Source organism: Streptomyces sp. NPDC054961 (genome assembly GCF_053609145.1).
Genome location: NZ_JBSGWY010000004.1, coordinates 246684 through 260453, shown reverse-complemented (window position 1 = coordinate 260453; position 13770 = coordinate 246684). Strand labels below are relative to the sequence as shown.

Genomic DNA, 13770 nt, shown 5'->3' with positions numbered 1-13770 from the left:
CTCGCAGGTCGGCAGATTGGTGACCGTCCGAACGCTGCCGGGCCCGCACGCCCCGTAGCGCTTCCTTCCGCATGCCTGGAGCCAGCCCATGAAGGCACTCGTCAAGCACAAGGCCGAACCCGGTCTGTGGCTCATGGACGTTCCCGAGCCCGAGTACGGCCCCGGCGACGTGCTGATCAAGGTGCTGCGCACCGGCATCTGCGGAACGGACCTGCACATCCGGTCCTGGGACGGGTGGGCGCAGGGCGCCGTCGAGACCCCGCGCGTGCTCGGCCACGAGTTCGTGGGCGAGGTCGCCGCGCTCGGTGCGGGCGTGACCGACATCGAGGTCGGCGCGCTGGTCAGCGGCGAGGGCCACCTGGTGTGCGGCAAGTGCCGCAACTGCCTGGCCGGGCGCCGCCACCTGTGCCGCAGCACGGTCGGTCTCGGGGTCGGACGCGACGGCGCCTTCGCCGAGTACGTCGTCCTGCCCGCGCAGAACGTGTGGGTGCACCGGACCGAGGTCGACCTCGACGTCGCGGCGATCTTCGACCCCTTCGGCAACGCCGTGCACACCGCGCTCTCCTTCCCGCTCGTCGGCGAGGACGTGCTGATCACCGGCGCGGGCCCGATCGGGATCATGGCGGCGGCCGTGGCCCGGCACGCGGGTGCGCGCAACGTGGTCATCACCGACGTCAGCCCGGAGCGCCTCGAGATCGCCCGCAAGGCGGGCGCGACGCTCGCGGTGGACGTGCGCGAGAAGACGATCGCGGACGCGCAGGCGCAGCTGGGCCTGCGCGAGGGCTTCGACATCGGCCTGGAGATGTCCGGCCGCGGCGAGGCCATGCGCGACATGATCGACAACATGACGCACGGCGGCCGGATCGCGATGCTGGGCCTCCCGGCGCAGGAGTTCCCGGTCGACTGGGCCAAGGTCGTCACCTCGATGATCACGATCAAGGGCATCTACGGCCGTGAGATGTTCGAGACCTGGTACGCGATGACCGTGCTGCTGGAGGGCGGGCTCGACCTCAGCCCCGTCATCACCGGCCGGTACGCCTACGGGGACTTCGACGCCGCCTTCGACGAAGCCGCGACCGCCCGCAGCGGGAAGATCATCCTGGACTGGACGGCCTGAGCCCGAGCGGCGGCCCCGGGCGGCCGGCGCGCCGGCACGTGGGCACGCAGGCGCGCCGGCAGGTCGGCGCCCCTCGCTCCCGCCCCGCCCCCGCTCGCGCACAGCCCTTCGGCGGCCCCCACGAGGCCTCCGCCGTTCCTCCCCCAAGCCACTCCTCCCCGGCCGGGCCCCGCACACCCTCCCCCCTCCGCGGGGCCCGGCCCCCCTCCTTCCTTCCGCCGCACCAGGAGAAAGAGAGCACCGCTCATGTTCGAGACCGTCCGCGAGGACTTCCGCGCCACCCTCGACGAGATCCGCGCCGCCGGCCTGCACAAGCCCGAGCGCGTCATCGGGACCCCGCAGAACGCCGCCGTCGCGGTGACCTCGGGCGGTGCTCCCGGTGAGGTCCTCAACTTCTGCGCCAACAACTACCTCGGCCTCGCCGACCACCCCGAGGTCGTCACCGCGGCGAAGGAAGCCCTCGACCGCTGGGGCTACGGCATGGCCTCCGTCCGCTTCATCTGCGGGACGCAGGAGGTCCACAAGGAGCTCGAGGCGCGCCTGTCCGCGTTCCTCGGCCAGGAGGACACGATCCTCTACTCCTCCTGCTTCGACGCCAACGGCGGAGTCTTCGAGACCCTGCTGGGCCCCGAGGACGCGGTCATCTCCGACGCCCTCAACCACGCCTCGATCATCGACGGCATCCGCCTCTCCAAGGCCCGCCGGCTGCGCTACGCCAACCGCGACCTGGCCGAGCTGGAGACCCGGTTGAAGGAGTCGCAGGACGCCCGCCGCCGTCTCATCGTCACCGACGGCGTGTTCTCCATGGACGGCTACGTCGCCCCGCTCGCCGAGATCTGCGACCTCGCGGACCGCTACGACGCCATGGTCATGGTCGACGACTCGCACGCCGTCGGCTTCGTCGGCCCCGGCGGCCGCGGCACCCCGGAACTGCACGGGGTCATGGACCGGGTCGACATCATCACGGGCACCCTCGGCAAGGCCCTGGGCGGCGCCTCGGGCGGCTACGTCGCCGCACGCACCGAGATCGTCGAGCTGCTGCGCCAGCGCTCGCGCCCGTACCTCTTCTCCAACTCCCTCGCCCCGGTCATCGCGGCCGCCTCGCTGAAGGTCCTCGACCTGCTGGAGTCGGCCGGGGACCTGCGCGACCAGCTCGCCGCCAACACCTCGCTCTTCCGCACGAAGATGACCGAGGCCGGCTTCTCGATCCTGCCCGGTGACCACGCCATCGCCCCCGTGATGATCGGCGACGCCGCGGAGGCGGCCAAGATGGCGGAACTGCTGCTGGAGCGCGGGGTCTACGTGATCGGCTTCTCCTACCCGGTGGTCCCGATGGGTGCGGCACGCATCCGCGTCCAGCTCTCGGCGGCGCACTCGACGGCCGACGTGGAGCGCGCGGTGGCGGCCTTCATCGACGCCCGGTCGGCGCTGGCGGCCCTGGCGGGCGCCGAGTCCTGACCTCCCGGCCGCCGGGGCCCGGCGCGGGCCCCGGGCCGGCCGGTCGGGCGGGCCTCCGGCGGGCCCCGGAGTCCCCGGCGGGCCCCGGCGTCCCCCGCGTCCCCCGGCCCGGGGCAGGCCTCCGGCCCGGCGGGCCTGGCATAGGCCCCCGGCCCGGCGGTCAGGCCCGGTACGGGCCTTCGGCGCCCCGGTCCGGGCCCGTCCCGCTGCCGCGGCGGCCGCGGCGGCAGCGGGACGGCAGGACCCGCCCGGCCTGCGAGAATGGCGGAGTGATCGACCCCCGCCGGCTGCGCATCCTGCGGGCCGTGGCGGACCACCGAACGGTGACCGCCGCGGCCGCAGCCCTGTACCTCACCCCCTCCGCCGTCTCCCAGCAGCTCGCTGCTCTGGAGCAGGAGACGGGGCACGCGCTGCTGACCCGCAGCGGCCGGGGCGTACGGCTCACCGCGGCCGGGGAGATCCTGCTCGGGCACGCCCACGAGGTGCTCGCACAGCTGGAGCGCGCGGAAGCGGAACTCGCCGCCTACGCGGGCGGCACGGCGGGCGAGGTCACCGTGGCCGCCTTCGCCACCGGCATCGCCGAAGTACTGGCCCCCGCCATCACCCGGCTCGCCGCGGACCACCCCGGGATCCGGCTGCGGGTCCGCGACGCGGAGGGCGACCAGAGCCTGCTGCTCCTGCTCGACGGGGAGGCGGACCTGGCGCTGGCCGTCGAGTACCGGGGCGCCCCGGGCGCCGGCGACGGCCGGCTGTCCGTGCTCCCGCTCTACGCCGAGCCCTTCGACGCGGTCCTCCCGGCCGGGCACCCGCTCGGCGACCTGCCCGAGGTGTCCCTGGCCGACCTCTCCGACGCGGACTGGGTGGGCCAGTACCCCGGCAACCCGTGCCACGACGTGATGCTCCTCGCCTGCGAACTGGCGGGATTCCAGCCCCGGCTCGTGCACTCCTCCGACGACTTCCGGGCCGTGGTGGCCCTGGTCGGCGCGAGCGCCGGAGTCGCCCTCGTACCGCGTTCGGCGCTGCGCGGCATGGACCTCAAGGAGGTCCAGGTCCGCCCGGTGTCCGGCCCGGCGCCCACCCGCCGCGTCTTCGCCGCGACCCGGCGCGGCGCCGGGGCGCACCCGCTGATCGCCCCGGTCCTGGCGGCCCTGACCCGCGAGGCGGACCGGCTCCCGGAGCACTGACCCCCGGCGCCCCGGCCGGCACCTACCCGATGGTGAAGACGGCGCCGGGCGCGGCGTGCGCCACGGGTCCGGGGTAGCGGGCGGCGGCACGGGCCACGGCCTCGGCCGGAGACAGGTCCCGGCCGACGTGCGTGACGACGAGCCGCCGGGCGCGCGCGGTGCCGCCGGCCTCCTCGGGAGTGTGGTGCACGGGTTCGCAGTCCGCCGGGTGCGCCGTGCTGTCGGCCTCGCAGAGCAGGAGCGAGCAGTCCTCGGCGAAGCGGGTCAGTGCCGGACACGGCGCCGTGTCCCCGGAGTAGACCAGCGAGGTGCCCCCCGATTCGGCGCGCAGGGCGAAGGCCGGCATGCCGTGGGACACGGCCCGGCTGGTGAGGCCGAGCCCGCCGACCCGTGCGTGGTGGCCGTCGTACAGAGTTGTCGGCCGCGGGGTAGGGCGTGGCGCTGCCCAGGACGGTGAGTCGGAGAAGAGCGTCGGCCATCCGGCGGAGTCCAGTGCTGTGACCGGAAAGGTTCACCGGGTCGCGGCGCTGGTGCCGTGACCGGAGAGGCCCACAGGGTCGCGGCGCCCGGCACGGCGGCGCCTCGCGGCCGCAGCGCCAGTGCCGCGCCCGGCCCCGCCCTCAGACGCGGATGACCTCCACGCCCGCCGCCTCGAACTGCCCGGCGACCGACGGGGCCAGCCCCGTGTCCGTCACCAGGACGTCCACGGCGTCGGTGGCGACGATGCGGGCGAAGGCGCGGACGCCCAGCTTGCTGGAGTCGGCCGCGATCACCACGCGGCTGGCCCGCTCGCACAGCAGCCGGTTCATGGCCGCCTCGTCCTCGTGGCGGGTGGCGGCGCCGTCGGCCGGGTCGAAGGCGTCCACGCCGACGACCGCGGTGTCCACGGAGAGCTGGCCGAGCACCTCCATCGCCAGCGGGCCGGTGAGCTCGTAGGACTGGGGCCGGGCCACGCCGCCCGTCAGCACGATCTTGAACTGCGGTCTGATGACCAGCTCGCCCGCGATGTTGAGGGCGTTGGTGACCACGGTGAGGGCGGGGGAGCCGGTGGCGAGGTCGGGCCGGGCGGCCAGCGCTCGTGCCACCTCGGTGGTCGTGGTGCCGCCGGTGAGGCCGATGACCTCGCCCGGGACGATCAGGGCCGCGACCGTCTCGCTGATACGGCCCTTCTCGGCGGCCCGGCGCGAGGTGCGGTAGCGCAGGGGGAGTTCGTACGAGACCCCGTGCAGGACGGCTCCGCCGCGGGTGCGGACCAGCAGCTGCTGTTCGGCGAGCTGGTCGAGGTCGCGGCGGATCGTGGCGGCGGACACGCCGAGGGCCTCCGCGGCGGGCTCCACCTCGAGCTCGCCCCGCTCCACCAGCAGGTCCAGCAGTGTCTGCCAGCGTTCCTTGCGGGTCATCGGCCGCCCTTTCGGTCTTCGTCTCGGTTTCGGTTCGGTCTTCGGCCAGGTCTTCGGCTCGGTCGGGGCTTCGATCGTCGCCCGGTCGTTCGCTTCGATGTGCCCACTTGGCCTACGGATCGGCCTGCACGTCGACATTAACGCAGGAGATCAGGCTCAAGATGCTTGAAGTTGCGCGAAAAACCCCAGTATCTTGCAAGAACACGCATTCAGGGATGCATGCACCGCGCTAGGGAGCCGCCATGAGTCATGTCGCGTACGAGCTGGGCACGCAGCCCGCATGCTGGGAACGGGCCGCCGAACTGGCCCCGGAGCACCGGGCGGCCCTGCCGCGGCCGGGGGAGCGGACCGCGATCGTCGGCTGCGGGACCTCGTACTACATGGCCCGTGCCGCCGCCGTGCTGCGGGAGGAGGCCGGGCAGGGCGAGACCGACGCGTTCCCCGCGTCCGAGTTCCCCCGCCACCGGCGCTACGACCGGGTCGTCGCGCTGACCAGGTCCGGGACCACCACCGAGGTGCTCGACCTGCTGGCCGGCCTGCGGGACGCGGGCACGCCCACGACCGCCGTCATCGGCGACCCGGCGACCCCGGTGATCACCCTGGCGGACGAGCTCGTCGTCCTGGACTTCGCCGACGAGCAGTCCGTCGTCCAGACCCGCTTCGCCACCACCGCCCTCACCCTGCTGCGCGCCCACGTCGGCCTGCACACCCCCTCCGTCGTCGCCGACGCGCGCGCCGCCCTCGCCGATCCGCTCCCCGTCGAGCTGGAGACCCGGGGGCAGTTCACCTTCCTCGGCCGGGGCTGGAGCGTCGGACTCGCCGACGAGGCCGCGCTGAAGATGCGCGAAGCCGCCCTGGCGTGGGCCGAGTCCTACCCGGCGATGGAATACCGGCACGGGCCGATCAGCATCTCCGCGCCCGGCACCGCCACCTGGTCCCTCGGTGAGGCGCCCGAGGGACTCGCCGACCAGGTCCGGGGGACCGGGGCCCAGTGGGTGGCCGGTCACCTCGACCCGCTCGCCGAGCTGGTCCGCGTCCACCGCCTGGCGATCGCCGTCGCCTCCCACCGGGGGCTGGACCCGGACGCGCCGCGCAACCTGACCCGCTCGGTGATCCTCACCGCGGGCGAGGAGGCGGTCCGATGAGCCTCGTCCGCGCGGGCGTCCTCGTCCAGCAGGCGGCCGCCCGGGGCCGCGCCGTCGCCGCCTTCAACATCATCACGCTGGAGCACGCCGAAGCGGTCGTCGCGGGCGCCGAGTCGGCGGGACTGCCCGTGGTCCTCCAACTCAGCGAGAACGCCGTCGCGTTCCGCGGCGGCCGGCTCCTGCCCATCGCCCGCGCGGCCCTCGCCGTCGCCGAAGCCGCCGGGGTGCCGGTCGGCCTGCACCTGGACCACGTCAAGAGCTCCGAGCTGCTACGACAGGCCGTGGACGCCGGATTCAGCTCGGTGATGTACGACGCCGCGCACCTGCCCTACGCCGAGAACCTGGACGCCACCCGCTCCGCCGCCGACTGGGCGCACGCCAACGGGCTCTGGATCGAGGCCGAGCTGGGCGAGGTCGGCGGGAAGAACGGGGCCGCGCCCCTGGCCCCGCACGCACCGGGTGCCCGGACCGACCCGGACGAGGCGCGGCGGTTCGTCGCCGACTCCGGGGTGGACGCGCTGGCGGTGGCGATCGGCAGCAGCCACGCCATGACCAGCCGCACCGCCGCCCTGGACCACGCGCTGCTCGCCCGGCTCGCCAAGACGGTGGACGTCCCGCTGGTCCTGCACGGATCCTCCGGCCTGCCGGACGGGGAACTCGCCGCCGCGGTCGCGGGCGGCATCCGCAAGGTCAACATCGGCACCGCCCTCAACGTGGCGATGACCGAAGCCATCCGCGCCCATCTGACCCCGGCGGACCCGCGCCCGTACCTCGCGGCCGCCCGGACGGCCATGACGGCGACGACCGTGGCTATGATCAGCGCCTTGAACTGAGCGAGCGGCGGACGCACCCGGGGGACTTGATGGACGCGCGGCGGGACCGCACTGGCAGACGGCGACTTCTCCTGATGCTGGGGGTCCCGCTGGTCCTCGCGGGGACCGGATGGGGCGTGGCCGCCGCGATGACGGGGGACGAGGATCCGAAGCGCGGGATCCGCACCGACCTGGAACCGCTGAACACGCGGTTCGCCCCGTACACGGGCGAGCTCGCCGGGGCGCACTGGCAGGCCTACGACATCGACGACCGAGGTGACCGGCTCACGGTCCCGAGTCCCGATCGCCGCATCCGCCTCGTCGGCGTGGCCCGTCTGGGCGCGGGAAGCGCCCGCCGAGCGCTGGACGGCGGTTCCACCTTCTTCCCGTCCGCCCCGCGGGACCTGCCCGGCCCGCTGAAGCCGTACCTGCCGGCCGACGCGCAGTGGCAGCGCAGCGCGCACTTCGACACGCTCGTGGCCGGGTCGGACGCGGAGACCGCGGGCACGAGCGAGATCTGCCTCGACGTGCAGCGCGACCTGATGTACTTCGACCTGCTCGTCCTCTGAGCGGGACCGGGGGCGGTCCCGGCCGCGCGGCTACGCCGTGAGCAGGGGTTCCCCGTAGTGCTCGACCTCGGGGAACGGCTCGTAGAAGCGGTGCAGCAACGCCCGCCACCGCTCGTACTCGGCCGAGCGGCGGAAGCCCTCGGTGTGGTCGGCCAGCGCGTCCCACTCCACCTGGAGCAGGAAGCGCGACCCGCGCGCCTCGTCCAGGCACCGCCGCAGCTCCAGCGAGCGGAAGCCCTTCTGGACCGAGATCAGCGGCCTGGCCTTCGCGAACGCGGCGAGGAACTCCTCCTCCAGGCCGGCGCGGACGTCGAGCAGCGCACTCTCCAAGATCATGGAGCGCATCCTAAGGGCGTTGCCGCTCCGCCGGGTTGCGCCGGGTTCCACCGGGCTCCGCCGCTGATCCCTCACCGACCCTTCCGGATTCTTGTAACAGGTTCTAGTCTGCCCCCGCACCGGCGACGGACGCCCGCGAGCCGACCAGCCACGAGAGACCCGGAGGGGCCGTGCACCTCGAATACACGCCTGAGCAGCAGCAGTTGCGCACCGAGCTGCGCGCCTACTTCGCCGAGCTGATCCCCGACGACGTCCATGCCCGGTACGAGGATCCCGTCGAGCAGAAGCGCTTCTACCGGGAGACCATCCGCCGGCTGGGGGCCGACGGCTGGCTCGGGGTCGGCTGGCCGGAGGAGTACGGCGGGCGCGGGATGTCGCCCATGGACCAGTTCATCTTCTTCGACGAGGCCGCGCAGGCCGTCGTGCCGCTGCCGCTGATGGCGCTCAACACCGTCGGGCCGACCATCATGCAGTTCGGCACGGACGAGCAGAAGGCGTACTTCCTCCCCCGGATCCTCGCCGGTGAGATCGACTTCGCCATCGGCTACAGCGAGCCCGACGCCGGTACCGACCTCGCCGCCCTCAGGTGCAAGGCCGTCCGTGAAGGCGACGAGGAGACCGGCACCTACGTGGTCGACGGACAGAAGATCTGGACCACCAACGGCGACACCGCCGACTGGGTCTGGCTCGCCGTCCGCACCGACCCGCAGGCCCCGGCGCACAAGGGCATCACCATGCTCCTGGTGCCGACCAGCGACCCCGGCTACTCCTGCACCCTCATCAACACGCTCGCCTCGCACGACACCACGGCCAGCTACTACGAGAACATCCGCGTGCCCGCGAGCCGCCGCGTCGGCCAGGAGAACAAGGGCTGGCGCCTGATCACCAACCAGCTCAACCACGAGCGCGTCACCCTCGCCGCCCACGGCACCATGGCCATCCGCGCCCTGCACGACGTCCAGCGCTGGGCCGCCGACACGAAGCTCGCGGACGGCCGCCGCGTCATCGACCTCACCTGGGTCCGCAGCCGCCTCGCCCGCACCCACGCCCGGCTCGACGCGATGAAGCTGCTGAACTGGCAGATGGTCAACGCCGTCCAGGACGGCACCCTCACCCCCCAGGACGCCTCCGCCGTCAAGGTCTACGGCTCCGAGGCGCGCAGGGACGCGTACGCCTGGCTGATGGAAGTGGTCGGCGCCGCCGGCTTCCTCAAGGACGGCTCCGCGGGCGCGGTCCTGCACGGCGAACTGGAACGCGGCTACCGCAGCGCGGTGATCTTCACCTTCGGCGGCGGCAACAACGAGATCCAGCGCGAGATCATCTCGTGGATCGGCCTCGGCATGCCCCGCGTCCGCCGCTGACCTCGTGCTCGCGGTCAGGTGTGGGGCGGCCGTCATTCACGTGACCAGGGCACGCTGGATTCGCCTTCGAGGCCGCCCGCTACCGCACTGTCACGGGCCACGCGGCGGTAGCCGCTGTGTGATCCGGTCGAACAAGTCCGTCAGCGGCGCACCGATGTCCTGGCCGAACTCAGTCAACCCGTAGGTGACTTGGGGTGGCGTCGTCGGCTCGACCTTCCGCCAGACCAGGTCGTCCTGGACCAGTGCGCGCAGGGTCTGAGCGAGCATCTTCTCGCTGATGCCCTGGATGCTGTCGCGCAGCTCGTAGAACCGAAGGTCGTTGCTCCGCAAGGAGATCAGCACCCAGATACCCCACCTGCTGGTCACGTGGTCGACCACGTCGCGCGCGGGGCAGTCGGTGTGAAACACCTCATACCGATTGCCCGCCTCAGCCTGCGTCAGCTGCGCACCTTCCATCATGTCAGGAGCTTACCTCCGGGTACGTCCTTACGAAAAGTAAGCCCGACTCCTAGCGTCAATTGCCTTGGCGCACAAAGGACTAGGAGCTGAACATGATCGTGGTGACCGGGGCTACCGGGAATGTGGGCCGACCTCTGACACAGGCCCTGGCCGAGGCGGGCGAGCAGGTGACGGCGGTGTCACGGCACGCCGTGGCGATGCCGGACGGAGTCCGGCACGTGGCGGCCGACCTGGCCGAGCCGGCGAGCCTCACACCCGCCCTGGACGGGGCGAAGGCGCTGTTCCTCTTGCTGTCCGGCGACCTGCACGCCCCCGAAGCCAGGCCGGCCGACATCATCGGCCTGGCCGCGGCCGGCGGGGTCCGCCGGGTCGTCCTGCTGTCTTCGCAGGGTGTGGCGACCAGGCCGCTCGGCCCGTCGCGGATCACGATGCGCACGGTGGAGGACGCATTGCGGGAGTCCGGCCTGGACTGGGCCGTCCTGCGACCGGGCGGTTTCGCCTCCAACGCCTTGGCGTGGGCGGAGTCCGTCCGCACGCACGGGACGGTCGCCGCGCCGTTCGGCGACGTGGGGGTGCCGGTCGTCGACCCGGCGGACATCGCCGAGGTCGCGGCGGCCTGCCTGCTGGACGACCGGCACATCGGCGGGGTGTACGAGCTGACCGGGCCCGAGGTGATCACGCCCCGTCAGCAGGCGGAGGCGATCGCCGCCGCGCTCGGCTCGCCCGTACGGTTCCACGAACTCACCCGCGACGAGGCCAAGGCCACGATGATCCGGTTCGTGCCGATGGAACTCGCCGACGACACCCTTGACATCATCTCCGCCCCGAACCCGGCCGAGCTGCGGATCAGCCCTGACGTGGAACGGGTCCTCAGCCGCGCACCGCGCTCCTTCGACGGATGGGTCGCCCGCAACACCGCCGCTTTCCGCTGAGGCGCAACTCAACCGAAGCACCCGGGCGGCCTCGTGTGGCTGCGGCCGCACGAGGCCGCCCACCCCCGTAGTGCCGCCACCGCCGTCGCGCGAGCTGCCGGCCCGCGCAAGCCCGCAGGCCGGCCCCTGCAGAGCCCGTCGAACCGGGAGGCGAGCGGGCCGGGGGTGCCGGCGGGGCGAACAGGACCGTGTCGGGTCCCTCCTCATGAGCCGCTCGACATGAGCGCCTTCGTGGACAAGAGGTCCCCGGACTTCACCCACCGCTGATGCCGCCCCCTGAGCGGCTCCTCGTCCCGCCCGGAGCGAGGAGCGGATCGGGGTCTTCGCTGCGCAGACACGCCTGGTACGTGGCCTCGTGCACGGCCCGGGCCAGCCGTGCGCCCCAGACCGACCGCGGGCCGGCGAAGGGTTCGGCCGGATGCCCGTCCGAGGGCCGCATCGCGGCGACGCACACGGCATCGGTCGGAGTACCGGAGGCATCCACCCCCGCGTCGCGCAGCGCCTGCACCTTCGCCTCGGTGGCGGTGGCCACCGCGTTCACCAGCGCCGCGTCGGAGAAGGCGACGGGTACGGAGACGACGATGTTGATCGTCCCGGCCGGCCTCGGCCCCGGAACACCCGGGGCCGGGTCGGCGGCCCAGCCCCGGACGCCGAGCCCGGCGGACGCCAGGGCCCACACGCCCCCGTCCGAGGCCCGGCCGCGATCGGCGATCGAGGGGGCCGTCATGAGCCCCACGCCCGGCCCCGGGGCCCCGGCCCGCAACGCGAGTTCGGCGAGGTGGGCGCCGGGATCCATCCGCCGGTATCCATGTGCCACTTGGGCGTTGAGCACCCATCGCCGCTCCCCGATGCCGCCGCCCAGGGGAGCGCTGGAGATCATGCGCCGACTCCGGCCGGGCACCCACAGGAACATCGGCAGCTCCTGGCCGTCCTCCACGCGCGAGAGGAGCGGCAGGCGCTGCAGGGAGGACAGGTCGAGCGGCGCGTAGGACATGCCGCACCCTACCCGGCAGTCTCAGCCCCGGTGCGCGACCGCGGCCAGGGCGTTCTTGACCTCGCGCACCACGCGGGCGGCGTCCTCGGGGTTGTTCACGATGTCCGTGTGGTTCATGTCGACGACGAGGACGTCGCTGGCCGAGTAGTGCTTGTGCACCCAGTCGTCGTAGCCGGACCACAGCGTCCGGTAGTACTCGACGAGGCTCTCGTCCTGCTCGAAATCGCGGCCCCGCAGTCCGATGCGGTGCAGCACCGTCTCGAAGTCCGCCTTGAGGTAGACCATGAGGTCGGGTGCCTTGCGGTAGGGCAGGCCGTCGATCTCGCGCATCATCTCGCCCAGCAGTCCCTCGTACACCCGCATCTCGAGGGAGCTGATCCGGCCCAGGTCGTGGTTGACCTTGGCGAAGTACCAGTCCTCGTAGATGGAGCGGTCGAGGACGTTGTCGCCCTCCTTGTACGCCTCTTTGATCGAGGCGAACCGGGTCTGCAGGAAGTAGAGCTGGAGCAGGAAGGGGTAGCGATTCGCCTGGATCTCTTCGGGGCTCGACGTGTAGAAGAGCGGAAGGATCGGGTTGTCGTCCACGCTCTCGTAGAAGACGTCACTGCCCAGCTCCTTGGCGAGCAGCTCGGCAACGCTCGTCTTCCCGATGCCGATCATGCCTCCGACGCAGATCACTGCCATACCTCGCTTCTCCCTGGGGATCATCTGTTCAAGAGCGGTGGGCCGTGCGCCCCACAGCGGTGGGGTACACGGCGACAGCCATTCGATTCCGATTTCCCCAGAGGGCACTATATATGGCTACCCAATTGCCGAAGTGCCACTAGATGTAGTGCTGGAGGAGGGCATTCTGTGTGCCTGAAATCCGGATGCGCGGGACCGGGACCGGGGCCGATGCTGGTCAGATCGAGGCTGTCACGGCGGAACCCGCTACCAGTACGGGCCGGCCCCGGGCCGGGTCACCGCGGGGCGCGGCCGAGGCCTTCCACCGCCTGGGCGTGTTCCTTCGGGTGTCTGTCGGCGCCGGGTACGGCGAGCGCGGCCAGGAACTCGTCCCTGGCTTCGGTGAGCCGGCCCGCCGCGGCGTAGGCGCGGCCCAGTCGGCAGCGGACGTCCATCTCCTGGCGGTCGGAGTCGGGGTCGCCCAGCGGGGCCAGGCTCCGGTGCTGGGCGAGCGCCTGCCGGTAGGTAGCCGCGGCGGCGCTCAGGTTGCCCGCGCCGTGCTCCGCCGTGCCCAGCCGGGTCAGCGCGAGCGTGTGCAGGAGGACGTCCCCGGTCCCGTGCACCAGGTCGGCGACCCCGCGCAGGAGCGTCCGGGTCTCGGGGCGGTCGAGGTAGAGGTACAGGTCGAGGGTCGTCGTCAGGGCCCTGCCGATCGCCCGGGAGCGGTCGGCCTCGGTGCTGCGGTCGCACCCGGCGCGGAAGTGGGCCAGCGCCTCCTCGGTCCGCCCCTGGTTGTGGCGGACGAGGCCGAGGGCGAAGGACGCCATGGCGACGAGCCAGAGGTCGTCGTACCGATGGGCCAGTTCCAGACTCGTGGCGAGCTGGGAAGCCGCGTGGCCGTCCCGGTCCGCGCCCGGCCCGGAGGTCCCCAGCCCGGTCATGGTGCCCAGCGCGACCAGGGCGCGGGCCTCCTCGTGCCGGTCGTCGCGCTCGCGGCTGAGGTCCAGGTTCTCGACGAGGCAGGCGAACGCCTCCGGGAAACGGGCCCGGTGCATGAGGGTGAGGCCCAGGCTGTTGCGCAGCACGAGGTCCATCCGCCGGTCCGTGGAACGTTCCGCTTGCGCGAGCGCGATCTCCAGGGCGGTCTGGCACTCGTGGTAGCGCCCCCGGCCGAGGAAGTGGTCCGTCAGGGCCTCGGCGATCCAGCAGGCGTGGGGGGGGGCGGCGCCCCCGGCCGCGGGGGGGGCCCCCCCCCCCCGCCCCGGCCCCGGCCCGCGCCCCCCCCCCCCCCCCCGCGCCCCGCCCCGGTGACGCGCCCGGGCGCGACGCGGGGCGCGGGT

14 protein-coding genes and 1 pseudogene are annotated in these 13770 nt (G+C 72.9%); 8 read left to right on the top strand and 7 right to left on the bottom strand.

Annotated elements, in window-relative coordinates:
* The first annotated feature begins 88 nt into the window (after positions 1–88).
* The 3 genes from tdh (at position 89) to ACWF9Z_RS06965 (ending at position 3759) form a co-directional block, all read left to right on the top strand.
* A complete protein-coding gene (tdh, locus tag ACWF9Z_RS06975; RefSeq protein WP_453598261.1) occupies positions 89–1117 on the top strand; it encodes an L-threonine 3-dehydrogenase in 1029 nt (342 codons plus the stop codon).
* A gap of 246 nt (positions 1118–1363) precedes the next feature.
* A complete protein-coding gene (locus ACWF9Z_RS06970; RefSeq protein WP_453598259.1) occupies positions 1364–2575 on the top strand; it encodes a glycine C-acetyltransferase in 1212 nt (403 codons plus the stop codon).
* A 269-nt stretch (positions 2576–2844) separates the two neighbouring features.
* Positions 2845–3759, top strand: coding sequence for a LysR substrate-binding domain-containing protein (locus ACWF9Z_RS06965; protein WP_453598257.1), 915 nt, complete (start codon positions 2845–2847; stop codon positions 3757–3759).
* A gap of 22 nt (positions 3760–3781) precedes the next feature.
* Here the strand turns inward: ACWF9Z_RS06965 and ACWF9Z_RS06960 are convergent.
* Both ACWF9Z_RS06960 and ACWF9Z_RS06955 read right to left on the bottom strand, forming a co-directional pair.
* Positions 3782–4177 (bottom strand): annotated as a pseudogene (locus tag ACWF9Z_RS06960) (MBL fold metallo-hydrolase); the annotation flags it as partial.
* A 202-nt stretch (positions 4178–4379) separates the two neighbouring features.
* Positions 4380–5159: a DeoR/GlpR family DNA-binding transcription regulator gene (locus tag ACWF9Z_RS06955; protein ID WP_453598255.1), complete on the bottom strand. Its 780-nt coding sequence runs from the start codon at positions 5157–5159 to the stop codon at positions 4380–4382.
* 242 nt (positions 5160–5401) lie between these two features.
* Between ACWF9Z_RS06955 and ACWF9Z_RS06950 the strand changes: the two genes are divergently transcribed.
* From ACWF9Z_RS06950 to ACWF9Z_RS06940, 3 genes are all read left to right on the top strand, one after another.
* Positions 5402–6304, top strand: a complete 903-nt coding sequence (locus tag ACWF9Z_RS06950) for an SIS domain-containing protein (protein ID WP_453598253.1) — start codon at positions 5402–5404, stop codon at positions 6302–6304.
* Positions 6301–7137 (top strand): class II fructose-bisphosphate aldolase, encoded by an 837-nt coding sequence (locus ACWF9Z_RS06945; protein ID WP_453598251.1) that lies wholly within the window; start codon positions 6301–6303, stop codon positions 7135–7137. The genes ACWF9Z_RS06950 and ACWF9Z_RS06945 overlap by 4 nt, the downstream gene beginning before the upstream one ends.
* A 74-nt stretch (positions 7138–7211) precedes the next feature.
* Positions 7212–7685, top strand: coding sequence for a hypothetical protein (locus tag ACWF9Z_RS06940; protein WP_453598249.1), 474 nt, complete (start codon positions 7212–7214; stop codon positions 7683–7685).
* Positions 7686–7715: 30 nt separating this feature from the next.
* Here ACWF9Z_RS06940 and ACWF9Z_RS06935 read toward each other — a convergent pair whose 3' ends face one another.
* A complete protein-coding gene (locus ACWF9Z_RS06935; protein ID WP_453598247.1) occupies positions 7716–8021 on the bottom strand; it encodes an antibiotic biosynthesis monooxygenase family protein in 306 nt (101 codons plus the stop codon).
* 170 nt (positions 8022–8191) lie between these two features.
* Here ACWF9Z_RS06935 and ACWF9Z_RS06930 point away from each other — a divergent pair, with 170 nt between their 5' ends.
* The gene (locus ACWF9Z_RS06930; RefSeq protein ID WP_453598245.1) at positions 8192–9382 is read left to right on the top strand and encodes an acyl-CoA dehydrogenase family protein; all 1191 of its coding nucleotides are present in this window, start codon (positions 8192–8194) and stop codon (positions 9380–9382) included.
* A gap of 90 nt (positions 9383–9472) precedes the next feature.
* On the opposite strand, the gene ACWF9Z_RS06925 is transcribed toward ACWF9Z_RS06930, so the two are convergent.
* Positions 9473–9841, bottom strand: a complete 369-nt coding sequence (locus ACWF9Z_RS06925) for a winged helix-turn-helix transcriptional regulator (protein ID WP_453598243.1) — start codon at positions 9839–9841, stop codon at positions 9473–9475.
* A gap of 92 nt (positions 9842–9933) precedes the next feature.
* Here ACWF9Z_RS06925 and ACWF9Z_RS06920 point away from each other — a divergent pair, with 92 nt between their 5' ends.
* The gene (locus ACWF9Z_RS06920; protein WP_453598241.1) at positions 9934–10773 is read left to right on the top strand and encodes an SDR family oxidoreductase; all 840 of its coding nucleotides are present in this window, start codon (positions 9934–9936) and stop codon (positions 10771–10773) included.
* Between the two features lie 253 nt (positions 10774–11026).
* Here ACWF9Z_RS06920 and ACWF9Z_RS06915 read toward each other — a convergent pair whose 3' ends face one another.
* The 3 genes from ACWF9Z_RS06915 to ACWF9Z_RS06905 all read right to left on the bottom strand — a co-directional run bounded on the left by ACWF9Z_RS06915 (position 11027) and on the right by ACWF9Z_RS06905 (position 13524).
* Positions 11027–11767 (bottom strand): adenosylcobinamide amidohydrolase, encoded by a 741-nt coding sequence (locus ACWF9Z_RS06915; RefSeq protein ID WP_453598239.1) that lies wholly within the window; start codon positions 11765–11767, stop codon positions 11027–11029.
* Between the two features lie 21 nt (positions 11768–11788).
* Entirely contained in the window at positions 11789–12451 is a 663-nt protein-coding gene (locus tag ACWF9Z_RS06910) for a deoxynucleoside kinase (protein ID WP_453598237.1), read from the bottom strand.
* Positions 12452–12726: 275 nt separating this feature from the next.
* A complete protein-coding gene (locus ACWF9Z_RS06905; protein WP_453598235.1) occupies positions 12727–13524 on the bottom strand; it encodes a hypothetical protein in 798 nt (265 codons plus the stop codon).
* Positions 13525–13770 lie beyond the last annotated feature (246 nt).

Coding starts and splice junctions, on each gene's coding strand:
- ACWF9Z_RS06920 (WP_453598241.1), top strand. CDS start 9,934: ATGATCGTGGTGACCGGGGCTACCGGGAATGTGGGCCGACCTCTGACA.
- ACWF9Z_RS06935 (WP_453598247.1), bottom strand. CDS start 8,021: ATGATCTTGGAGAGTGCGCTGCTCGACGTCCGCGCCGGCCTGGAGGAG.
- ACWF9Z_RS06915 (WP_453598239.1), bottom strand. CDS start 11,767: ATGTCCTACGCGCCGCTCGACCTGTCCTCCCTGCAGCGCCTGCCGCTC.
- ACWF9Z_RS06950 (WP_453598253.1), top strand. CDS start 5,402: ATGAGTCATGTCGCGTACGAGCTGGGCACGCAGCCCGCATGCTGGGAA.
- ACWF9Z_RS06910 (WP_453598237.1), bottom strand. CDS start 12,451: ATGGCAGTGATCTGCGTCGGAGGCATGATCGGCATCGGGAAGACGAGC.
- ACWF9Z_RS06955 (WP_453598255.1), bottom strand. CDS start 5,159: ATGACCCGCAAGGAACGCTGGCAGACACTGCTGGACCTGCTGGTGGAG.
- ACWF9Z_RS06945 (WP_453598251.1), top strand. CDS start 6,301: ATGAGCCTCGTCCGCGCGGGCGTCCTCGTCCAGCAGGCGGCCGCCCGG.
- ACWF9Z_RS06970 (WP_453598259.1), top strand. CDS start 1,364: ATGTTCGAGACCGTCCGCGAGGACTTCCGCGCCACCCTCGACGAGATC.
- ACWF9Z_RS06940 (WP_453598249.1), top strand. CDS start 7,212: ATGCTGGGGGTCCCGCTGGTCCTCGCGGGGACCGGATGGGGCGTGGCC.
- ACWF9Z_RS06925 (WP_453598243.1), bottom strand. CDS start 9,841: ATGATGGAAGGTGCGCAGCTGACGCAGGCTGAGGCGGGCAATCGGTAT.
- tdh (WP_453598261.1), top strand. CDS start 89: ATGAAGGCACTCGTCAAGCACAAGGCCGAACCCGGTCTGTGGCTCATG.
- ACWF9Z_RS06905 (WP_453598235.1), bottom strand. CDS start 13,524: ATGGACCTCGTGCTGCGCAACAGCCTGGGCCTCACCCTCATGCACCGG.